This is a genomic window from Streptomyces sp. NPDC047853 (assembly GCF_043204535.1).
Classification (GTDB): Bacteria; Actinomycetota; Actinomycetes; order Streptomycetales; family Streptomycetaceae; genus Streptomyces.
The window spans coordinates 161,524-181,656 of sequence record NZ_JBIDCI010000006.1; the positions used below are offsets into that span (position 1 = coordinate 161,524).

General features: G+C 72.8%; 18 protein-coding genes. 7 read left to right on the forward strand and 11 right to left on the reverse strand.

Annotated features, from left to right (window positions below; translation table 11 throughout):
* The first annotated feature begins 209 nt into the window (after positions 1-209).
* Both ACGF5T_RS14280 and ACGF5T_RS14285 read left to right on the forward strand, forming a co-directional pair.
* Positions 210-2,198, forward strand: a complete 1,989-nt coding sequence (locus ACGF5T_RS14280) for a glycosyltransferase family 2 protein (RefSeq protein WP_366767259.1) — start codon at positions 210-212, stop codon at positions 2,196-2,198.
* Entirely contained in the window at positions 2,195-4,132 is a 1,938-nt protein-coding gene (locus ACGF5T_RS14285; RefSeq protein ID WP_356603781.1) for a kelch motif-containing protein, read from the forward strand. The genes ACGF5T_RS14280 and ACGF5T_RS14285 overlap by 4 nt, the downstream gene beginning before the upstream one ends.
* 24 nt (positions 4,133-4,156) lie before the next feature.
* Here ACGF5T_RS14285 and ACGF5T_RS14290 read toward each other — a convergent pair whose 3' ends face one another.
* From ACGF5T_RS14290 to ACGF5T_RS14315, 6 genes are all read right to left on the reverse strand, one after another.
* Positions 4,157-4,624 (reverse strand): MarR family winged helix-turn-helix transcriptional regulator, encoded by a 468-nt coding sequence (locus ACGF5T_RS14290; RefSeq protein ID WP_361010964.1) that lies wholly within the window; start codon positions 4,622-4,624, stop codon positions 4,157-4,159.
* 138 nt (positions 4,625-4,762) lie between these two features.
* Positions 4,763-5,794 carry a glycoside hydrolase family 6 protein gene (locus ACGF5T_RS14295; RefSeq protein ID WP_356603785.1) on the reverse strand — a complete coding sequence of 344 codons (1,032 nt, stop codon included), beginning with the start codon at positions 5,792-5,794 and terminating at the stop codon, positions 4,763-4,765.
* 87 nt (positions 5,795-5,881) lie between these two features.
* Entirely contained in the window at positions 5,882-6,550 is a 669-nt protein-coding gene (locus tag ACGF5T_RS14300; protein WP_366767258.1) for a class F sortase, read from the reverse strand.
* A gap of 2 nt (positions 6,551-6,552) precedes the next feature.
* On the reverse strand, positions 6,553-7,107 hold the full coding sequence (locus ACGF5T_RS14305) for a hypothetical protein (protein WP_366767257.1): 555 nt from the start codon (positions 7,105-7,107) through the stop codon (positions 6,553-6,555).
* Between the two features lie 111 nt (positions 7,108-7,218).
* On the reverse strand, positions 7,219-7,998 hold the full coding sequence (locus ACGF5T_RS14310) for an HAD-IIA family hydrolase (protein ID WP_356603790.1): 780 nt from the start codon (positions 7,996-7,998) through the stop codon (positions 7,219-7,221).
* Positions 7,999-8,274: 276 nt separating this feature from the next.
* Positions 8,275-9,258 carry a hypothetical protein gene (locus ACGF5T_RS14315; protein WP_366767256.1) on the reverse strand — a complete coding sequence of 328 codons (984 nt, stop codon included), beginning with the start codon at positions 9,256-9,258 and terminating at the stop codon, positions 8,275-8,277.
* 673 nt (positions 9,259-9,931) lie between these two features.
* On the opposite strand from ACGF5T_RS14315, the gene ACGF5T_RS14320 reads away from it, so the two are divergent.
* A complete protein-coding gene (locus tag ACGF5T_RS14320) occupies positions 9,932-11,407 on the forward strand; it encodes a PQQ-dependent sugar dehydrogenase (RefSeq protein WP_361010976.1) in 1,476 nt (491 codons plus the stop codon).
* Between the two features lie 196 nt (positions 11,408-11,603).
* Here the strand turns inward: ACGF5T_RS14320 and ACGF5T_RS14325 are convergent, their stop codons facing one another.
* Positions 11,604-12,737 carry an ROK family transcriptional regulator gene (locus tag ACGF5T_RS14325; RefSeq protein WP_366767307.1) on the reverse strand — a complete coding sequence of 378 codons (1,134 nt, stop codon included), beginning with the start codon at positions 12,735-12,737 and terminating at the stop codon, positions 11,604-11,606.
* Between the two features lie 164 nt (positions 12,738-12,901).
* On the opposite strand from ACGF5T_RS14325, the gene ACGF5T_RS14330 reads away from it, so the two are divergent.
* The 3 genes from ACGF5T_RS14330 to ACGF5T_RS14340 all read left to right on the forward strand — a co-directional run bounded on the left by ACGF5T_RS14330 (position 12,902) and on the right by ACGF5T_RS14340 (position 15,449).
* Positions 12,902-13,984: a Gfo/Idh/MocA family oxidoreductase gene (locus ACGF5T_RS14330; RefSeq protein WP_366767255.1), complete on the forward strand. Its 1,083-nt coding sequence runs from the start codon at positions 12,902-12,904 to the stop codon at positions 13,982-13,984.
* Positions 13,981-14,457, forward strand: a complete 477-nt coding sequence (locus ACGF5T_RS14335; RefSeq protein ID WP_356603797.1) for a heme-degrading domain-containing protein — start codon at positions 13,981-13,983, stop codon at positions 14,455-14,457. The genes ACGF5T_RS14330 and ACGF5T_RS14335 overlap by 4 nt, the downstream gene beginning before the upstream one ends.
* 119 nt (positions 14,458-14,576) lie before the next feature.
* Positions 14,577-15,449, forward strand: a complete 873-nt coding sequence (locus ACGF5T_RS14340; RefSeq protein WP_356603799.1) for an LLM class F420-dependent oxidoreductase — start codon at positions 14,577-14,579, stop codon at positions 15,447-15,449.
* Positions 15,450-15,742: 293 nt separating this feature from the next.
* Here ACGF5T_RS14340 and ACGF5T_RS14345 read toward each other — a convergent pair whose 3' ends face one another.
* The 4 genes from ACGF5T_RS14345 to ACGF5T_RS14360 form a co-directional block, all read right to left on the reverse strand.
* Complete coding sequence (locus ACGF5T_RS14345) at positions 15,743-16,600, reverse strand: fumarylacetoacetate hydrolase family protein (protein WP_361010985.1); 858 nt, start codon at positions 16,598-16,600, stop codon at positions 15,743-15,745.
* Positions 16,601-16,786: 186 nt separating this feature from the next.
* Positions 16,787-17,500 carry a membrane protein insertase YidC gene (locus ACGF5T_RS14350; protein WP_366767254.1) on the reverse strand — a complete coding sequence of 238 codons (714 nt, stop codon included), beginning with the start codon at positions 17,498-17,500 and terminating at the stop codon, positions 16,787-16,789.
* A 92-nt stretch (positions 17,501-17,592) separates the two neighbouring features.
* Positions 17,593-17,904 carry a DUF6412 domain-containing protein gene (locus ACGF5T_RS14355; protein ID WP_356603805.1) on the reverse strand — a complete coding sequence of 104 codons (312 nt, stop codon included), beginning with the start codon at positions 17,902-17,904 and terminating at the stop codon, positions 17,593-17,595.
* Between the two features lie 69 nt (positions 17,905-17,973).
* Positions 17,974-18,537: a helix-turn-helix domain-containing protein gene (locus tag ACGF5T_RS14360; protein ID WP_356603807.1), complete on the reverse strand. Its 564-nt coding sequence runs from the start codon at positions 18,535-18,537 to the stop codon at positions 17,974-17,976.
* Between the two features lie 153 nt (positions 18,538-18,690).
* On the opposite strand from ACGF5T_RS14360, the gene ACGF5T_RS14365 reads away from it, so the two are divergent.
* Complete coding sequence (locus ACGF5T_RS14365) at positions 18,691-20,115, forward strand: MFS transporter (RefSeq protein WP_366767253.1); 1,425 nt, start codon at positions 18,691-18,693, stop codon at positions 20,113-20,115.
* Positions 20,116-20,133 lie beyond the last annotated feature (18 nt).

Consider the following 20,133-nt stretch of genomic DNA (forward strand, 5'->3'; position numbering starts at 1 on the left):
ACGAACGGCGTAGAACCCTGGTCCGCTCGGGAGCCGGATGCCGCGGGGGGGGCATCATGCAACCGGTGGTCGCCATTCCATGTCTATATAAGGTGTGGATGCCGTGGTGACAGCGACCCACCACTGTGACGTCCGTGAAGGTCGAGGGGGACCGGGGCGGGCGAAGGAAGCGACGAAACACGCGTGACCCGCGTGTGGGGGGATGACTCATGACGTCGACGCCGACGGGCGCCGGGCAGGACCACGACCCGTCCCAGACCACGCAGCTCCGGGTGCCTGCGCATCGGACCTGGAACACCGGCTCGTTCCGGCGGATCAGGAAGACCCTGCCGAGGTACGACTACGAGCACTACAGCCGGCTCGCGGGCCCCCTCACCCAGCCCGACCCGCACAAGCCGTACAAGGTGCAGTACCGCTCGCTGATCTCCCAGGAGCCGCACCGCCTGCGGGTGGCGCTGATGCTGGCCGCTGCCCCGCTGCTGTCGGTGGTGCTGCTGGTCTGGCTGCTCCAGCCCTCGCACTGGACCGAGCGCGACTACCCGGCCTTCGACTGGCTGCCCACGCTCGACATCGTGATGCTCGTGGCGATCGGCCTGATCGAGCTGTTCCGCTGCCTGAACGTGCTCTCGAACGCGCACGCGACCCTGGTCGCCCGGGACCCGATCCCGGTGGTGCCCGAGACCGGCACCCGGGTCGCGTTCCTCACCTCCTTCGTGCCCGGCAAGGAGCCGCTGGAGATGGTGACGAAGACCCTGGAGGCGGCCGTGAAGATCCGCCACCGCGGTCTGATGCACGTCTGGCTCCTCGACGAGGGCGACGACCCCGAGGTGAAGGCCGTCTGCGCGCGCCTGGGCGTGCACCACTTCTCCCGCAAGGGCGTCGCGAAGTGGAACATGCCCAAGGGCCCGCACCGCGCCAAGACCAAGCACGGCAACTACAACGCCTGGCTCGAGGCGCACGGCGACGACTACGACTTCTTCGCCTCGGTCGACACCGACCACGTGCCGCTGCCCAACTACCTGGAGCGGATGCTCGGCTTCTTCCGCGACCCGGACGTCGGCTTCGTCATCGGCCCGCAGGTCTACGGCAACTACGACAACCCGATCACCAAGGCCGCCGAGTCGCAGCAGTTCCTCTTCCACGCGCTGATCCAGCGCGCGGGCAACCGCTACGGCTCCCCCATGTTCGTGGGCACCTCCAACGCGGTGCGCATCAGGGCGCTGAAGCAGATCGGCGGCCTGTACGACTCGATCACCGAGGACATGGCGACCGGCTTCGAGATCCACCGCCACAAGAACCCGGCCACCGGCCGCAAGTGGCGCTCGGTCTACACCCCGGACGTGCTCGCCGTCGGTGAGGGCCCGAACGCCTGGACGGACTTCTTCACCCAGCAGATGCGCTGGTCGCGAGGGACCTACGAGACGATCCTCAAGCAGTACTGGAAGGGCTGGTACTCGCTCCCGCCGAGCAAGCTCTTCAACTACACGATGATGATCATCTTCTACCCGATGTCGGCCCTGAACTGGATCCTGGCGGCGCTGAGCTGCTGCCTGTTCTTGGGCCTGGGTGCCTCGGGCGTCAACATCGACCCGGCGGTCTGGCTGATGCTCTACGGCAACGCCTCCGCCCTCCAGATCGGCCTGTACGTCTGGAACCGCCGCCACAACGTCTCGCCGCACGAGCCGGAGGGCTCCGGCGGTGTGGCCGGCATGGTGATGTCCGCGCTGTCGGCGCCGCTGTACGCGAAGGCGCTCATCGACTCGGTGCTGCGACGCAAGAGCAAGTTCGTGGTGACGCCGAAGGGCGACTCGGCCAGCCCGGACACCTGGTTCGGGACCTTCCGGTACCACTGGTACTTCATCGCGATCTTCGCGGGCTCGATCACGGCCGGCGTCGTCTTCGGGCACGCGCACCCCGCGATGATCGTCTGGGCGACGTTCGCGATGCTGATCACGGCGTCGCCGATGTTCGCCTGGCGCCACGAGCTGCGGAAGGCGAAGAAGCGGCCGCCGGCCGTGGCGGCGGAGCCCGCGCCGTGGGTCCCGTCGCAGCAGTCGGCGTCCACGGACCCGGCGCCCGCTCCGGCGTACGCGCCGCACGCGCCGCAGCAGAAGCCCAGCTGGGCGGCCCCCTCCGACGGGGGCAACGACCAGACCATGCAGATCGCCCTTGGTGGACTTGGGGGACGTAAGGAATGAAAGACCGTGCCGGCCGCCGCCGCGCCCGTCGCTTCGCGATAGGTACGGCGGTGGTAGTCGCACTGGCCGGGATGAACGGACCGTGGCTCTACCGCTTCGGAACCGAGAAATACCACCAGTACAAGATCAACCAGCCGGAGTACAAGGCCGCCAACGGCAAGTGGGAGATCATCGAGTTTCCCGAGAAGTACCGGCAGAACACCATCCACGCGGCGCTGCTGCGCACCGGCAAGGTGCTGCTCGTCGCGGGGTCGGGCAACGACCAGGACAACTTCGACGCGAAGAAGTTCGACACCCGGATCTGGGACCCGGTCAAGGGCACCATCAAGACGGTGCCGACGCCGACCGACCTGTTCTGCACCGGCCACACCCAGCTCGCCAACGGCAACCTGCTGATCGCGGGCGGCACCAAGCGGTACGAGAAGCTCAAGGGTGACGTCACCAAGGCCGGCGGCCTGATGATCGTCCACAACGAGAACCCGGACAAGCCGATCACCCTGCCGGCGGGCACCAAGTTCACCGGCAAGGAGAACGGCAGGACGTTCGTCTCCAAGGACCCCGTGCTGGTGCCCCGCGCCGAGAAGGTCTTCGACCCGCAGACCGGCGCGTTCGTGCGCAACGACCCGGGCCTGGGCCGGATCTACGTCGAGGCGCAGAAGAGCGGCGCGAAGTACGAGACGGGCACCGAGGACAACTACCGCGTCCAGGGCCTGTCGGGCACCGACGCGCGCAACACGTACGGCATCGCGCAGAAACTCGCCCTGGACAAGAAGGACTTCCAGGGCATCCGCGACGCCTTCGAGTTCGACCCGGTCGCCGAGAAGTACATCAAGGTCGACCCGATGCACGAGGCCCGCTGGTACCCGACGCTCACCACCCTGAGCGACGGGAAGATCCTCAGCGTCTCCGGCCTCGACGACATCGGCCAGCTGGTGCCGGGCAAGAACGAGGTCTACGACCCCGAGACGAAGAAGTGGACCTACACCGACAAGGTCCGCCAGTTCCCGACGTACCCGGCGCTGTTCCTGATGCAGAACGGCAAGGTCTTCTACTCGGGCGCCAACGCCGGGTACGGCCCCGACGACGTGGGCCGCGACCCGGGCGTCTGGGACGTGGAGACCAACAAGTTCACCAAGATCCCCGGCATGAGCGACGCGAACATGCTGGAGACCGCCAACTCGGTGCTGCTGCCGCCGGCGCAGGACGAGAAGTACATGGTGATCGGCGGTGGCGGGGTCGGCGAGTCCCGGCTGTCCAGCGAGAAGACCCGGATCGTCGACCTGAAGGCGGACGACCCGAGGTTCGTGGACGGGCCGTCGATGGAGAAGGGCACGCGCTACCCGCAGGCCTCGGTCCTGCCCGACGACAGCGTGCTGGTCTCCGGCGGCTCGGAGGACTACCGGGGGCGCGGTGACTCCAACGTCCTCCAGGCGCGGCTCTACCACCCGGAGAGCAACGCGTTCGAGCAGGTCGCCGACCCGCTGGTGGGCCGCAACTACCACTCCGGTTCGATCCTGCTGCCCGACGGGCGCCTGATGTTCTTCGGGTCGGACCCGCTCTACGCCGACAAGGCCAACACCAAGCCGGGCGAGTTCGAGCAGCGCATCGAGATCTACACGCCGCCCTACCTGTACCGGGACTCGCGGCCGGACCTCTCGGGCGGCCCGCAGACCATCGAGCGTGGGGAGTCGGGCACGTTCACCTCGCGGTCGGCGTCGACGGTGAAGAAGGTGCGGCTGATCCGGCCGAGCGCCTCGACGCACGTCACCGACGTGGACCAGCGCTCGATCGCGCTGGACTTCGAGGCGGACGGTCAGAAGCTCACGGTGACGGTGCCGGAGAACAAGAACCTCGTCCAGTCCGGGTGGTACATGATGTTCGTGACGGACGGGGAGGGCACGCCGTCCAAGGCACAGTGGGTGAAGGTGCCGTAGCGCGGCCCCCGGACCGTCGGTCGGTCAGGCGGCTGATCCGCCCGCGTTGCGGATCAGCCGCTGGAGCACCTTCACCGTGGTGACGTAGTCCGCGTCGTCGATGCCCTCGTGGAGGGCGGCTCGGATCGCGGGGGCGTTGCGCGCGAGGTCCACGCGGGCCCGCTCGCCGGCCTCGGTGAGCCACAGGCGGTCCTCGGCGTCCCGGGTCAGCCAGCCGCGTTCCAGGAGCACCGCGGCCTCCGCCGCCAGATCGTCCTCGGGGCGGAGGTAGGAGGCCATGGCTTGCCTCAGCTCGGACAGCGTCATCCCCGCGCCGTCCGGCGAGATGTCGTTCCCGGACAGGTTGCGCAGCAGCCAGAACTGAGGCTGGGTGTAGCCCTTCTCGGCCTGCCGGGCCCGGGTGTACGCGATGAGCGCCTCGTAGGCGACACCGGTCCAGTACGCGGCGGGCTGTCCGGCGAGTCCGGCGTCGCCGGTCTGCTGGGTCGTCATGGTCCCCTCCTGGCGCTTCGGTGCGGAGCCTGCACGTCGGCAGGTCCTGCGAGGACCGTAGAACCTCAAGCGCGGTCGAGGGCAAGCGGCTGACCAGGACCCTGGGGCGTCCGCGTCCGATCAGTGACGCCGGTGCGTCTACCCTTGCGCCAGCTTCACGGCGTAGTCGGACCACCACTCGCCGGCCTTCGGGCCGCCCTTGCACTCGCCGTCCGACTCGCCGGGGCGCTTGACCCACAGGTAGGCGTCCACGAGGGGGTCGGCCGTCTTCGTCGTCGGGGTCTCGCCCAGGGCGCGGCCGGGCGGGTTGCACCAGCGTTCGTCGGGGGCGCCCTCGGTGTAGGGGCCGTTGCCGTTGCGGCTGGTGTCGATGACGAAGTGCTTGCCGCCGACCTTGGCGGCGAGCTGCTTGCCGTAGGCGATGGAGTCCTCGGTGGTGTAGAAGTTCGACACGTTGACCGAGAAGCCGTCGGCCTGGTCGATGCCCGCCCACTTCAGCGGCTCGAAGATCTGGTCGGGGTGGCCCCAGCCGGCGTTGCCCGCGTCCAGGTAGACCTTGGTGTTCTTCAGCCCGCCGAGCTTGGCGACGGCGCCCTTGAGGAGGTCGTAGCGCTCCTCGTGGAACTCCTCCGGGGTGCAGCCGTCGACCAGGTGCAGCACCGCGTCCGGTTCCAGGATCACCGTGGCGGAGCGGTCGCCGATGCCCTGGGCCACGCCGTCGACGAAAGCGCGGTAGGCGTCGCCGTCGGCGGCGCCACCGCCGGAGTACTGGCCGCAGTCGCGGTGCGGGATGTTGTAGAGCACGAGCAGCGCGGTGCGCCCGGCCTTGTCGGCGGCCTCGGTGAAGCCCCGGGCCTGTTCCTCGGGGTTCTCGGGGCTGATCCACTCGCCGGTCGGCTGCTGGGCGATCTTGCGGATCTGCTCGGCCTGGTCCTTCTTGTCGGACTGCTCCAGGGCCGCCAGCTGCTGGGCGGCGTTGCCGTCCGGGTTGACCCAGAACGGGCCGTCCTCCTCGGGCCGCTGCGTTATGCCCGCGCCTGCGTTCTTGTCCTTGCCCTCGTCCCCGCCGTCCCCGGACGAGGAGCAGCCCGCGAGCAGCAGTGCCGCCCCCAGCACCGCCGCGGACGCGCGCCTCGTGGACAGCGTCGCGGCCCCCCTGCTGCCGTACATCCAACCCCCCTGGTGCCTGTTCCGAGGCTCAATCCTGACATACGCCTCCGGCACCCAGGCGGTTCCCGGGTGCCGGTCCGACGTCTCCTAGGAGCCGGTACCCGTGAGGTAGGCGGAGACGACCACGTTGGCCGTGTAGCTGTCGGTGGCGGGGTCGAAGGTGCCGCCGCAGGTGATCAGGCGGAGTTCGGCGCGGCCCGTGTCCCGCGGTCCGTAGGCCTGCTGGGCGTCGAAGCCGTCGCGGGTGAGGACCCGCACGTCGTCGACGGTGAACTCGGCGACCTCGCCGTCGTCGCGGACCACCCGCAGCGTCTCGCCGGGTTCCAGGGTGCTGACCGCGTGGAAGACGGCCGGCTCGGTCTCGGTGTCCACGTGGCCGACCAGCAGCGCGGTCCCGGCGGCGCCCGGCGCCGTGCCGTCGGCGTACCAGCCGACGGTGTCGGGTCGGTCGAAGGGCGGTGGCTCGATAGCGCCCTCGGTGTCGAGGCCGCGGGCCAGGACGGGCGCCCGGATGCCGAGGCCGGGGATGTCGAGCCGCTGCGGCAGGGCGGCGCCGAGGGGGGTGCGGGCGGGCGGCAGCGGCAGGTCGGGGGGTCGGCCGGCCGCCGCCATGTCGCCGGTGGCCGGCCGGGATATGCCCTCGCGCGCGTCGGTGGCCTCGCGGCCCCAGAGCCACAGCCCGAGGAGCAGCACCACCCAGGCGGTGCCGGTCACCAGGCGGCCCGGGCCGACGGTGGGACGGTCCTGTTCGGACATGGTCAGCCCGTCCCGCGGCTCCGGCTGCGGACACTGCGCAGCGCGACGGCGACGGCGGCGATGCCGGCGAGGACCAGGCCGGTCACGGTGTGCGCCGTGCCCGGGGGTTCGGGCCGGGCCTCCTCGCGGGTGCCGTCGGCGGCCAGCCGCGCGGCGCCGCCGCCGCCCGCGTCGACGGGGGCGACGGGAGAGGAGTGGGCGGCCGGGCGCCGTCTCTCGCCGACGGTGACGGTGCTCTCCCGCGCGGCGTCGCCGCACGTGATCCGTACGGCGTAGGCGCCTGCCTCCAGGGTGGAGCGGACCGAGCCCGCGCCGACCAGGGCGCCGTCGGAGCGGGACAGGGAGAGCTTCACGTCCGAGACGAACGCCGCCGAGACGGCGACGGCCGTCTTCTCGGTGCAGTCGGACACGCGGAGCCTGACGTCGCCGCCCGGCACGGGCGCGGACGGTGACACCGAGACGCCTCCCCCGTCCGCGGCGTGGGCGGCCGGCGCGATCGGTGCGAGTGCCGCGGCCACCGCGGTACCGGCACAGAGAGTGACTTTCAGTGAGCCCATCGTGTACCTCCAGTTATCTGGAGGCTGCCCCGCGGGACCGGCCCCCGCATCCTGCGCGGGGGCCGGACTACTCCGAACGGGTCGTGCCGGTGAGTGGCGCGTTTACCGGGTTCAGACCCGTTCGACCAGGTCCGCGATCGAGTCGACCACCTGGGACGGGCGGTAGGGGAAGCTGTCGACCTGCTCGGGCCGGGTCAGGCCGGTGAGCACGAGGAAGGTCTGCATGCCGGCCTCGATGCCGGCCAGCACGTCGGTGTCCATACGGTCGCCGATCATGGCGCTGCTCTCGGAGTGGGCGCCGATCGCGTTGAGCCCGGTGCGCATCATCAGCGGGTTGGGCTTGCCGGCGAAGTACGGCTGCCGGCCGGTCGCCTTGGTGATCAGGGCGGCCACCGCGCCGGTCGCCGGGAGCGGTCCCTCGGTGGAGGGGCCGGTCTCGTCGGGGTTGGTGCAGATGAAGCGGGCGCCCCCGTTGATGAGCCGGACCGCCTTCGTCATCGCCTCGAAGGAGTAGGTGCGGGTCTCGCCGAGCACCACGTAGTCGGGGTCGTGGTCGGTGAGGATGTAGCCGATGTCGTGCAGGGCGGTGGTCAGGCCGGCCTCGCCGATGACGTAGGCCGAGCCGCCGGGCCGCTGGTCGTCCAGGAACTGGGCGGTGGCCAGCGCCGAGGTCCAGATGGCCTCGACCGGGACCTCCAGGCCCATGCGCCGCAGCCGGGCGTGCAGGTCGCGCGGGGTGTAGATCGAGTTGTTGGTGAGCACCAGGAAGGGCTTGCCGGACTCGCGGAGCCTCTTGATGAAGGCGTCGGCGCCGGGGATCGGCACGCCCTCGTGGATGAGGACGCCGTCCATGTCGGTGAGCCACGACTCGATGGGCTTGCGGTCTGCCATGTGCAACGAACTCCCTGGCGTGCGGTGGGACGAGGGCGGGGGCGCCGGAACCACGGCGTGCCGACGCCCCCAGCCTAATCAGGAGCCCGCCGGGTCAGTTGCCGGTGGCCGACTTCCAGGCGTCGATGCAGGAGGTCAGGTTCTTCTCGATGCCGGTCCAGTCGGGTGCGAAGAGGTAGTCCACGCAGGGCTGGTCGCGGACGGGGGGACAGGGGGGGCCGGGTCCGCGTGCGTGCGGGGGGGGCGGCGCACTCGTGGGGCGCGGGTGAGGGGGAGTCAGCGGCGCCTGCGGGCGAGCAGTACGGTTCCGCATCCGGCGGCGACCAGCAGGGCGGCGGCCGCCGCGGCCAGACCCGTGCGGCCCGGTCCGGTGCCGGCCAGTTCCTCGGCGTACGCGTACGGGGTGTCGGCGGCCCGCCCGTCCCGGGCCTCGTCGGCGCGGCCCTCCGGGGGGTCGGCGCGACGGCCCTCCGGGGGGCCGGCGCTCGGGGCCGCGTCCCTACCGCCCGTGTCCCGGCCGTCCGGGGTGGCGGCGCCGGAGGGGGACGCGGGGTCGGCGCTCCGGCCGGCGGTCGGCTCGTCGGCGGGCGCGCCCGACCTGATGCGGAAGCGGTAGTCGTTCGACTGGCCGATCCAGTCGCCGTCGTCGCCTCGCCGCTGGACCACGGCCGCGGTGGCGGTCACGTCGTTGGCCACGGCGTCCGAGGTGAGCGCCAGCCGCACCTTGACGGTGAGGGTCTTGCCGGGGTCGACGGTGAAGCCGGGGAAACGGGGAAGGGTGGCGCTGCCGCTCACGGACTCGCCTTCGGACCCGGCCTCGGGCTCGGGCTCGGCCTCACCCCCGCTCGCGTCTTCGTCCTCGGCCGCTTCCTCGCCGAACACGCCGATCAGCTCGTCCCGTTCAGTCGACTCGAACGCCACGGGACGCGCCTGCTCACCGTCGTAGAACTCCAGGCGGGGCTGCGACGGTTTCAGGGCCCGCTCCTCGTCGACGAGGACCACGACCGGGTGGATGCCCTCGCAGGTCCGGGAGGTGGTGTTGGTGAGGTCCAGGTACCAGGTGCCGTAGCCGCCCCCGGCCTCGAAGCCGGTGGGACCGCCGTGGATACGGGTGGTGAGGGGGAAGGTGTGGTCGTCCGGGGCCGTGCACGCGGGCAACGGCGCCTGCGGGTCCGCGTGCGCGGGGACGGCCGACGCGGCGGCGGCGAGCAGGGCGCCTGCCGCCACCAGGCAGGGGGACGTGGACGTGAACAGTCGCATAAACACATGAGCGTGCCGGTGAGGTCCGGCTTCGGGCACCGCCATTCGGGCCACGCCCCCCGGACGGAGCACGGACACCCCCTGATCGGCGGTCGACGGTCGGCGTCGGCGGTCGGGGGCCGGCGGTCGGCGGTCGGGGGCCGGCGGTCGGCGGTCGGCGGTCGGCGGTCGGCGGTCGGCGGTCGAGGGCCGGGGGCCGGCGGTCGAGGGCCGGGGGCCGGCGGTCGAGGGCCGGGGGCCGGCGGTCGGCGGTCGACGGCCGGGGGCCGGCGGTCGAGGGCCGGGGGCCGGCGGTCGAGGGCCGGGGGCCGGCGGTCGAGGGCCGGGGGCCGGCGGTCGAGGGCCGGGGGCCGGCGGTCGACGGCCGGGGGCCGGCACTCCTCGGCCCGCTTTCCGCCGGACGGCATCAAAGTGGCGCGATCGCGCGTTGCCGCTCCGCCCCGGCGGGCCGCAGCCTGAGGAGCGGGAGCGCTCCCACACCACCGGTGCCCCCAGCCCCTCACGCCACCCCCCACCCCGCCTCCCCCTCCAGGAAGAGGCACAGGAAGAGCACCCGCCCCCTCTCCCCCAGGAAGAGAAGGACAAGAGGCCCATGGACCTGGCTTGTCATATACATGCTCTATTTCGCGCCACGGGACGACGTCCGAGACTCCCCTTCGCCACGCTCGCCCTGGTGATCCCGGCCCTCCTGCTGACCGCCCTCGCCCCGTCACCCGCCGCGGCGGCGCAGGCCGCGGCGCCCGTCCCCCTGCCGTCGCTCAGCGCGACCACGACCCAGGTCGCCTCCGGACTGCGGCGGCCCACCGCCATCGCCGCCCCCGACGACGGCACGGACCGGCTGTTCATCACCGAGAAGTCCGGCCGGGTCCGCGTCTACCACCCGGACACCGGCCTGGCCGCCGCCCCGCTGCTCGACATCACCGCGGCCGTGGACGAGTCGGGCAACGAACGCGGGCTGCTCGGCATCGCGCTCCCGCCGGACTTCGCCGACAGCCAGGACCTCTATCTGGCGTACACGGCGCTGCCCGACGGGGCGGTCACGCTGGCCCGCTACCGGCTCGACGCGTCCCGCCTGGAGGTCCTGCTCTCCCAGGAGCACGCCGAGTACAACAACCACAACGGCGGCCAGCTCGCCTTCGGCCCCGACGGCAAGCTGTACTGGAGCATCGGCGACGGCGGTGGCTCCGGGGACCCGTTCCGGTCCGGCCAGCGGCTGGACACCCTGCTGGGCAAGATCATGCGCATCGACGTCAGCCGCGCCTGTGCGCCGCTCGCCTACTGCGTCCCCGGCGACAACCCCTTCACCCGCACTCCCGGCGCCCGGGCGGAGATCTGGCTGTACGGGCTGCGCAACCCCTGGCGCTTCTCCTTCGACAGCGGTGACGGCTCGCTGTGGATCGGCGACGTCGGCCAGGGCCACTGGGAGGAGGTCGACCACATCCCCGCCGGGCAGGGCGGGCTGAACCTCGGCTGGTCCTGCTACGAGGGCCTGGAGGAGTTCGAGGGCGGCGACTGCGCGTCCGGCCAGGAGTACACCGAGCCGGTCTTCACCTACTCGCCGTACACCGGCGGCTGCTCGGTCATCGGCGGCCACGTCTACCGGGGGCGGGAGTACGCCGACCTGGTGGGCGGTACGTACATCGCCACCGACTACTGCTCGTCCACCGTCTGGGCGCTGCGCCCCGACGGGCGGGGCGGTTACGAGGAGGCCGAGATCGGGCAGATGCCCACCCAGGTCACGTCGATCGGCGTGACCGTCGACGGCGAGTTCTACGTGGTCAACGACCTGCCCGGCGGTCTGCACCGGGTGTCGTTCACCCGGGAGGAGCCCACCTGCCGGGTGGACCGCAAGGTGACCCGCTGGGGCACCGGCACCACGGTCGACCTCACCGTCACCAACACCGGCGACACTCCGGTGAACGGCTGGACCCTCGCGTTCCCGCTGTCCTTCGGGCAGACCGTCGTGTCCGACTGGAACACGGAGCTGGTCCAGCTCAGCAACACGATCGACGCGACCAACGCCCCGCACAACGCCACGATCGCGCCGGGCGCGAGCGTCACCCTCGGCTATCTCGCCTCGCACACCGGCGACGCGTCGCCGCCACCCCGGTTCATGCTCAACGGGGACGCGTGCGCCGTCGGTTCGTGAGCGGCGCCGGTACGCCGTGAACGACGGTCGGTCCGGTCCGGGTCCCACGCGGCCCGGCCCCGACCGGACCGTCTTCGTCCCTGGTCCTGGCCCTGGCCCTGGTCCCCCGTTCCCTGTCCCTCCTCCCCCGTCCCCCGCCCCCATCCCTCGTCCCGCCTCACACCTCACACCTCACGCCCGAGCACCGGGCGGCACGTCAGGCGTCCCCCCGCCCGAACAGCGGCGCGAGCAGCAGCTGCGCCGCGCCCTCCGCGACCCCGCGCACCCCGCCGGGCGCCATCCGCACCGGTACGGCGCCGCCGTGACCGCCCTCCCGCCGGGCGCGGGCGTCGAGGACGGCACCGACCCCGCCGACGAAGGCCTCCGGCGCGGCGGCGACGGTACGGCCGCCGAGCAGGACCAGGTCGATGTCCAGCAGCCCGGCGAGGTTCGCGGCGCCCGCTCCCAGCACCCGGGCCGCCTCCGTGACGTCACCGCGGGCGACGGCCCCGAGGCACAGCGCCTCTATGCAGCCGCGGGCGCCGCAGGTGCAGGGCGGCCCGTCCAGCTGGACGACCTGGTGCCCGAACTCCCCGGCACCCGTCCGGGCGCCCCGGTGCACCCCGCCGCCGATCACGAGTCCGGCGCCCAGTCCCGTACCGAGGTGCAGATAGGCGAAGGAGCCGCCCTGGCCGGGCCCCTCTCCACCGACCGTGAGGCCCAGGGCCGCCGCGTTGGTGTCCTTGTCGACGACGACCGGCACACCGAGCCGCCGCACCAGCGCGTCCCGCAAGGGGAAGCCGTCCCACTCCGGGAAACCGGTGACCCGGTGCAGGACGCCCCGGACGTGGTCGAGCGGCCCGGGGAGGGCGACACCGAGACCCAGGAGGGTGGGCGCGTGGGCGGCAGTCTCTCCGGGCAGCCCCAGGGTGTCCGCGACCAACGTGCGGACCGCCCCCGCCACGCCCTCCAGCACCGCTTCCGCCCCCGCGCCCAGGTCCAGCGGGGAACGCCGCTCCCCCAGCACGGTGCCGTCCAGATCGACCAGCACCGCCCGCAACTCGTCCCGGTCCAGGTGGACGCCGAGCGCGTGGCCGGCCTCCGGCACCAGGCGCAGTACCGTCCGCGGCTTGCCGCCCGTGGACGCACGGCGTCCGGCCTCGGCGGCCAGGCCGTCCTCCCGGAGGCGTGCGGTGATCTTGCTGACCGCCTGCGGGGTGAGCCCGGTCCGCTCGGCGAGTTCCAGCCGGCTGATGCCCTCGGCACCGGCGGTGCGCAGCAGGTCGAGCACCAGGGCGGCGTTGGGACTGCGCGGGGCGCGCGGCTGGGCCCCGCCCACCGCACCCCGCACGCCGCCTCCACCCGCGACACCCACGCCGCCCCCACCGGCGACACCCACGCCACCACCACCGGTGACCCGCGCGCCGGCCCTCGCACCTCCGCCGTTCGTCCTGTCCACGCCCCCATTGTCACCGGCGCTTGCACTTTGGCAACTCCGTTGCGAAAGTAGGAGGCATGACTGGTACTCCTCCCGGCAGGTCCCCGCTGCGCGTCGGCCTGGTCGGCTACGGCCTCGCGGGCTCCGTCTTCCACGCCCCGCTGATCGCCGCCACCGAGGGCCTGGCCCTGGACACGGTGGTCACCTCGAACCCGGAACGGCAGCAGCAGGCCCGCGCCGAGTTCCCGGACGTGCGGACCGTCTCCACGCCCGACGAGCTGTTCGACCGGGCCGGCGAGCTGGACCTGATCGTCGTCGCGTCCCCGAACAAGACGCACGTACCGCTCGCGACGAGGGCCCTGGAGGCCGGTCTGCCGGTCGTGGTGGACAAGCCGGTGGCGGGCACGGCGGCCGAGGCGCGGGAGCTCGCGGCGCTGGCGACGGAGCGCGGTCTGCTGCTCTCCGTCTTCCAGAACCGCCGCTGGGACAACGACTTCCTCACCCTGCGGCGGCTCATCGCCGAGGACGCGCTGGGCGACGTGTGGCGCTTCGAGTCCCGCTTCGAGCGCTGGCGGCCGAAGCCGAAGGGCGGCTGGCGCGAGTCCGGCGACCCGGCAGAGATCGGAGGTCTCCTGTACGACCTCGGCAGCCACGTCGTCGACCAGGCCCTCGTCCTCTTCGGCCCGGCCACGCAGGTCTACGCCGAGTCGATCGTCCGGCGCGCGGGCGCGGAGGCGGACGACGACACGTTCATCGCCCTCACGCACGCGAACGGCGTCCGCTCCCACCTGTACGTCTCCTCCACCGCCGCCCAGCTCGGCCCCCGCTTCAGCGTCCTGGGCTCCAAGGCCGGCTACGTCAAGCACGGCCTCGACCCGCAGGAGGCGGCGCTGCGCGAGGGCAAGCGGCCCGGCCCGGGCTGGGGCGAGGAGGACGAGTCGCTGTGGGGCCGCGTGGGCGCCGGGGAGTCCCCGACGACCGGCGGTGGGCATGTGACGGCGACCGTGCCGGGCGACTATCCCGCCTACTACGCGGCGGTGGCGAAGGCCCTGCTGGAGGGCGGCCCGAACCCGGTCGGCGCCCGCGAGGCGGCTGCTGCCCTGGACGTTCTGGAGGCGGCCCGCCGGTCCGCCCGCGAGGGAATGGTGGTGGCGCTGTGAGTTCCGAGAAGCCCGTCCCCACGGTGGAGGAGCTGGAGGAGCAGGAACGCCGCCTGGTCTTCCGCCGTTTCACGCACGACGACGCCTGGACGCTCGGCTCGCTCCTCGTCGAGCTGGCCCGCGAACGCGGGGCGCCGGTCGCCGTCGACATCCACCGCGCCGGCCAGCAGCTCTTCCACGCGGCCCTGCCCGGCTCGACCCCCGACAACGACGCCTGGATCGCCCGCAAGCGCCGGGTGGTGGAGCGGTACGGCTCCGCGTCCTACCTGGTCGGCTCCCGCTTCCGGGCCAAGGGCACGACGTTCGAGGAGTCCTCGCGGCTCGACGCCGACACGTACGCGGCGCACGGCGGCTCCTTCCCGATCACCGTGGCCGGCGTCGGGGTGATCGGCTCGGTCACGGTGTCCGGGTTGCCGCAGGTGGAGGACCACCGGATGGTGGTGGAGGCGCTGGAGCGGTTCCTGGGCGAGTAGCCCGCCCGGCCGCGGTCGGTCCCGGACGGCGTACTCCGGGAATCACCGATGGGTGCCTGTGGTTGGCAGGCAGGTACCCACGATGATCGCAGTGCTCACCGAAGGGATCGCGAACCGAGATGAACGAGGCGACGGCTTCTCTGAAGGAATCGGTCGGACGGTACGGCGTGTGGAGTGTGCAACTGCGCTCCGGGTCCGCGGCGGGCGACACCGAACACAGCGAGGCCGCAGCCGAGTTGGAGCAGCTCGGGTTCGGTGCCCTGTGGCTGGGCGGCAACACCTCCGCCGCGGACGCCGCCCCGCTGATCGAGGCGACCTCGCGGATCGTCCTCGGCACCAGCATCCAGAGCATCTGGGAGCACGAGCCCTCCGCGACGGCGGCGAGCTTCGCGGAGCTGGAGGTGGCCCACCCCGGCCGCTTCCTGCTCGGCCTCGGGGTGAGCCACGGTCCCCGGGTCGAGGGCTACAACCGCCCGTACTCCAGGATGGTCGAGTACCTCGACGCCCTGGACCGGGCGGGCCTGCGGTCCGGCCACCGGGTGCTGGCGGCGCTCGGCCCGAAGATGCTGGAGCTGTCCCGGGACCGGGCCGCGGGCGCGATCCCGTACCTGGTCACCCCCGAGCACACGGCCCAGGCCCGCGAGCGGCTCGGCGCGGGGCCGCTGCTGGCGCCGGAGTTCAAGGTGGTCCTCTCCTCCGACCCGGCCACCGCCCGCACGACGGCCCGCGCCTACCTCGCCCGGTACCTGACGCTGCCGAACTACACGAAGAACTTCCTCAACCTCGGCTTCACGGAGGCCGACGTCGCGGACGGCGGCAGCGACCGCCTCATCGACGCCGTGTTCGCGTGGGGCGACGAGGACGCGATCCGGGCCCGTATCGACGCCTTCCTCGACGCGGGCGCCGACCACGTGGCCCTCCAGGTGGTGGAGGACGACATGACCCTGATCCCTCGCGAGGGCTGGCGCCGCCTCGCTTCCCTACTGCCATAAGGCAAGGCGCCCCTCAAGGGCGCCTCCCCTACTGACGCAAGGCAAACGCCCCTCAAGGGCGCCCTCCCTACTGACGCAAGGCAAACGCCCCTCAAGGGCGCCCTCCCCACTGGCGCAAGGCAGGACGCCCCTCAGGGGCGCGGGGAACTGCGCGACCAGCCACACCCCACCCGCAGCCGACACCACACCGCACACCCCCAAGGGGCGCGGGGAACTGCGCGACCGGCCCACCCCAACCCGCAGCCGACAACGCACCGAACCCCCGCCCCCCACCCCCACCCCCAGCGGAGCGCCTACGCGTTCTTGAGCGACTGCCGCTGCCGCCCCAGCCCCTCCACCTCCAGCTCCACGACGTCCCCCGCCCGCAGGTACGGCTTGGGCTCGGGCTGCCCCATCGCCACCCCCGCCGGCGTCCCGGTGTTGATGACGTCACCGGGCCTGAGCACCATGAACTGGCTGACGTACCGCACGACCTCCCCCACCGGGAAGATCTGGTCCGCGGTCGTCCCGTCCTGCTTCAGCTCCCCGTTCACCCACAGCCGCAGCGACAGCCGCTGCGGGTCGGGCACCTCGTCGGCGGTCACCAGCCAGGGACCCAGCGGGTTGAAGGTCTCGCAGTTCTTGCCCTTGTCCCAGGTCCCGCCCCGCTCGATCTGGAACTCCCGCTCGGACACGTCGTGCGCCACCGCGTACCCCGCGACGCACGCGAGGCCCGCCTCGGCCGACTCCAGGTAGCGGGCCGTGCGCCCGATCACGACCGCCAGCTCCACCTCCCAGTCGGTCTTGACGGAGCCGCGCGGCACGAGCACGGTGTCGTCCGGCCCGACCACCGTGTCCGGCGCCTTGAAGAAGACGACGGGTTCGGCGGGCGGCTGGGCCCCGGTCTCCTCGGCGTGGTCGTGGTAGTTGAGCCCGATGCACACGATCTTGCCGATGCGCCCCACGGGCGGTCCGACGCGCAGCCCGGTTCCGTCCAGGACGGGCAGCTCACCCGCTTCGGCGGCGGCCCGTACCCGGCCGAGCGCGGCGTCGTCGCCGAGCAGCGCCCCGTCGATGTCCGTCACCACGCCCGACAGGTCTCGCAGGGTCCCGTCGGCGTCGAGCAGCGCGGGTCGCTCCGACCCCGCCGTACCGACTCGCAACAGCTTCATGATCCCCAACTCCTCGGTCTCGGGCAGCCCGCCGACGAGGTGCGACCTGGGTGCGGCAGGGACGCGACAACCATCGGAGGACTTGGTCGATCGTCCAAGGTCGGGGTCCACTCCGCAATACCCCGTTCACGTACTGGACCGTAGCCAGGCCGCGCGCCCCCGCCGCACCGGTACCGCCGGTACGCCTCACCGGTACAGGAAGGCCCGCTCGACGGCGCTCCACGTCGTGCTGGTGACGACGTACAGCGCGGCGGCCAGCGGCACCACGGCCACGGTGACGAGCGTGAAGAAGGACATGAACGGCATGACCTTGGTGATCGCGCCGACTCCCGGCACCGCCTCTCCGTCACCGGCGGGCAGCAGCGGCCGGTCGGCCATCGTCCGCTTGGTCAGCCGGTAGCTGAAGGTGGCGACGGCGGCGACGACCGCGAACAGCACGACGTACACGAGACCGGCGCCGCCGGTCACCCCGCCGTCGCCGAGCGCGTCGGCCCACCGCCCGCCCAGCGGGGCGGCGAGGAGTCGGTGCGAGAGCAGTTCGTTGGCCTGTCCGCCGATCGAGGAGCTGGAGAACAGGTGGTAGAGCAGGAAGAAAGCGGGCACCTGGCACAGGCTCGGCAGGCAGCCCGACAGCGGCGACACCTTCTCCTCGGCGTGCAGTGCGAGTACGGCCCGCTGCAGCTTCTCGGGGTTCCTCGCGTGCTTGCGGCGCAGTTCGGCGACCTTCGGCTGCAACGCGGTGCGGGCCTTCTGTCCGCGCGCGGCGGCCCGGGACAGCGGATGGACGAGGAGCCGTACGAGCGCGGTGAACAGGACGATGGCGGCGGCCGCGGCGGAGGCGCCGAACAGCGGCTGGAGCAGGTCGGCGAGGTGATCGACCAGGCTGGCGAAGACGGACATGGGTGAGCCCTCCGGGGGTCTCGTCGTGCCGGGGTGGGAAGACGGCATGACGACACGACCCGCGCGGGGTTGCCTCGTGTGGAAGGGGTGCCCTACGCGGCGGTCGCCGGGAGGGCGTGCCCGGGCGCTCGGGGCCGGCGACGGCCGGGGGCGTCGGGGTCGCGTTGGGGCAGGAAGGCCGTACGCAGGTCCCGGTCCCTGAGGGCCGTGCGGACCCGGGTGCGCGGCACGGCGGGCGCGCAGCGGGCGGCGATGACGGCGCAGACGGCGAGTGCGGACCCGACCGCGGCGGTCGCGGCGAGCGCGACGGTGACGGAGAGGCTGCCGACGTCGACGAGGGCGACGGGGAGGAGCACGAGCAGCAGCACGAGCAGGGGGCGCAGGACGGCCCGGTCCCGGGTCATCGGCCACCCCTTCCTCTCCCGCGCACGGGTCCCACGCAGGGGGCCCAGTCCTCCCCAGTTATACAGGACTTACCCCGGCGCCCGCCCCTGCGCCGGAGCGGTCCGCGAGGGCTGCTCGACCTCGATCGGCCGGAGCAGCCGCCGCCGTCCGAGCAGCGCCCGGCTGACCGGGTCCGCCGGGTCCGGGTCGAGACCGGGGCCGGGCTCCATGTCGATGTCGCGGACGGCGACGGTGGTCCCGCAGGCCGGGCAGACACCGTGCGGGTCGAGTTCGGTGCCGCAGTCGGCGTGCCAGAACGTGCGCATGGGCTCGCCGCCGAGCTGCTCGCGTCCCCAGATCCCGAGCGCGCGCAGGGCGGGCCACAGGGCGATGCCGCGCTCGGTGACGACGTACTCGTCCCGCGGCGGCGACTGCTGGTAGCGGCGCTTCTCCAGGATGCCCTCGGCGGTGAGCGCCTGGAGGCGGTTGGCCAGGACGGCGCGCGGGATGCCGAGGTGGACCAGGAAGTCGTTGTAGCGCCGGACGCCGTAGAGGGCGTCGCGGATCACGAGCAGGGTCCACCGCTCGCCGACCACCTCCAGTGCCCGGGCGATCGAGCACTCCTGCGCCGCATAGTCCTTGCCCAGTGCCATGAGGTCCACTGTAACCACTTTCCGCTTCCTTGGTTCATTCACCGAACCGGTGGTGCTACGTTGACCACCGCGTCAGTTCAGTGAACGAACCACAAGCCCCGTCGCGGCCGCCCGGCTCGCAGCGGGCATCCCGGACCGAGAAGGCGGACGGACATGACCGACACCGGCACGGATTCCACCGCGGCCACCGAGGCGACCGCTCCCCCCGGCGTACGCGCGGCCGGCGGCCCCGACCGGGACTCGCCCCCGCCCCCGCACCCGGGCCGCACCCTGGCCCTGACCAGCGCCGCGACCGCCGTGGCCCTGATGACGTACACCGCGCCGATGGTCACGCTCCCGCAGACGGCGGCCGACCTGAACACCCCGCTCTCCGCCCAGGCCTGGCTGCTGAACGGCACCCCGCTCGGCCTGGCCGCCCTGCTGTTGGTGGCGGGCAGCCTGGCCGACGACTACGGACGCCGCCGGATCTTCGTCTCCGGCACGCTGGCCCTCGGTCTCACCACCGTGCTGGGCGCGTTCTCGTCCACCACGTGGCTGTTCACGCTGGCCCGCGTCGCGCAGGGTGCGGCGAGCGCGGCACTGCTGGCCAGCAGCCTCGGCCTGCTGGTCCACGCCTTCCCGACCCCCGCCGGACGGCTGCGCGCGACCGGCGTGTGGGGCGCCTTCGTGAGCGGCGGCATCGCGGCGGGCCCCCTCCTCGTCGGGGCGATCCCCGAGTGGCGGGTGTCATACGGCGTGCTCGGCGCCGCCGCGCTCGTGGTGGCCGGTCTGGGCGCGCGGGCGCTGTCGGAGTCGCGGTCGCCGCGTCCGGGCCGGCCCGACCTCGCCGGGGCGTTCACGTTCGGGGCGTCGCTCGTCGCGCTGGTGGCGGCGTTGACGCTGGGGAGGGACGGATGGCTGCGGGCGCCGGTGGTGTCCCTGCTGGCGGTGGCCGTGCTCCTGGGCGGCCTGTTCGCGTGGCTGGAGCGCCGCGCGGCCTCTCCGATGATCGACCTGTCGTTGCTGCGCGCCCCGCGCTTCCTCGCGTCCTCCGCGGGCGGCCTGTTCATGGGCCTCTCGGTGATCGGTCTCTTCAGCTATCTGCCGACACTGCTCCAGCGGGCGCTCGGGCTGTCCCCGATGGACACCGCCTGGCTGTTCCTGCTCTGGTCCGGCCTCTCCTTCACGGTGGCGCTCCAGGCCCGCCGGCTCGCCCACCGCCTCCCCCCACGGCGGCAACTCGCCGTCGGCTTCGCCCTGCACGCGGCGGGCGCCCTGGCGATGCTCGGCGCGGTCGACGCGGGCTCCTGGGGTCGCATGCTGCCCGGCCTGGTCCTGGCCGGCGTCGGGAGCGGCCTGCTGAACGCGGCGCTGCCGCTGCTCGCCGTGGAGTCGGTACCGGCGGCGCGGGCGGCGATGGGCTCGGGCGCCCAGCAGACGTTCCGTTACATCGGCTCGTGCGCCGGGGTCGCGCTGACCATCGCCCTGGTGACGTCGACGGGGAGCCCCGGCCGCGGCACCGACGTGGCGCTGTGGGTGTCGGCGGGGTTGGCGGTGGCGGCGGGCCTCCTCGTGGGGGTGCTGCGGGAACGAGGCTGAGCGGGCGGCACCTTGCGG

Coding starts and splice junctions, on each gene's coding strand:
- ACGF5T_RS14365 (WP_366767253.1), top strand. CDS start 18,691: ATGACCGACACCGGCACGGATTCCACCGCGGCCACCGAGGCGACCGCT.
- ACGF5T_RS14330 (WP_366767255.1), top strand. CDS start 12,902: ATGACTGGTACTCCTCCCGGCAGGTCCCCGCTGCGCGTCGGCCTGGTC.
- ACGF5T_RS14355 (WP_356603805.1), bottom strand. CDS start 17,904: ATGACCCGGGACCGGGCCGTCCTGCGCCCCCTGCTCGTGCTGCTGCTC.
- ACGF5T_RS14305 (WP_366767257.1), bottom strand. CDS start 7,107: ATGGGCTCACTGAAAGTCACTCTCTGTGCCGGTACCGCGGTGGCCGCG.
- ACGF5T_RS14300 (WP_366767258.1), bottom strand. CDS start 6,550: ATGTCCGAACAGGACCGTCCCACCGTCGGCCCGGGCCGCCTGGTGACC.
- ACGF5T_RS14280 (WP_366767259.1), top strand. CDS start 210: ATGACGTCGACGCCGACGGGCGCCGGGCAGGACCACGACCCGTCCCAG.
- ACGF5T_RS14285 (WP_356603781.1), top strand. CDS start 2,195: ATGAAAGACCGTGCCGGCCGCCGCCGCGCCCGTCGCTTCGCGATAGGT.
- ACGF5T_RS14345 (WP_361010985.1), bottom strand. CDS start 16,600: ATGAAGCTGTTGCGAGTCGGTACGGCGGGGTCGGAGCGACCCGCGCTG.
- ACGF5T_RS14360 (WP_356603807.1), bottom strand. CDS start 18,537: ATGGCACTGGGCAAGGACTATGCGGCGCAGGAGTGCTCGATCGCCCGG.
- ACGF5T_RS14310 (WP_356603790.1), bottom strand. CDS start 7,998: ATGGCAGACCGCAAGCCCATCGAGTCGTGGCTCACCGACATGGACGGC.
- ACGF5T_RS14295 (WP_356603785.1), bottom strand. CDS start 5,794: ATGTACGGCAGCAGGGGGGCCGCGACGCTGTCCACGAGGCGCGCGTCC.
- ACGF5T_RS14350 (WP_366767254.1), bottom strand. CDS start 17,500: ATGTCCGTCTTCGCCAGCCTGGTCGATCACCTCGCCGACCTGCTCCAG.
- ACGF5T_RS14290 (WP_361010964.1), bottom strand. CDS start 4,624: ATGACGACCCAGCAGACCGGCGACGCCGGACTCGCCGGACAGCCCGCC.
- ACGF5T_RS14315 (WP_366767256.1), bottom strand. CDS start 9,258: ATGCGACTGTTCACGTCCACGTCCCCCTGCCTGGTGGCGGCAGGCGCC.
- ACGF5T_RS14340 (WP_356603799.1), top strand. CDS start 14,577: ATGAACGAGGCGACGGCTTCTCTGAAGGAATCGGTCGGACGGTACGGC.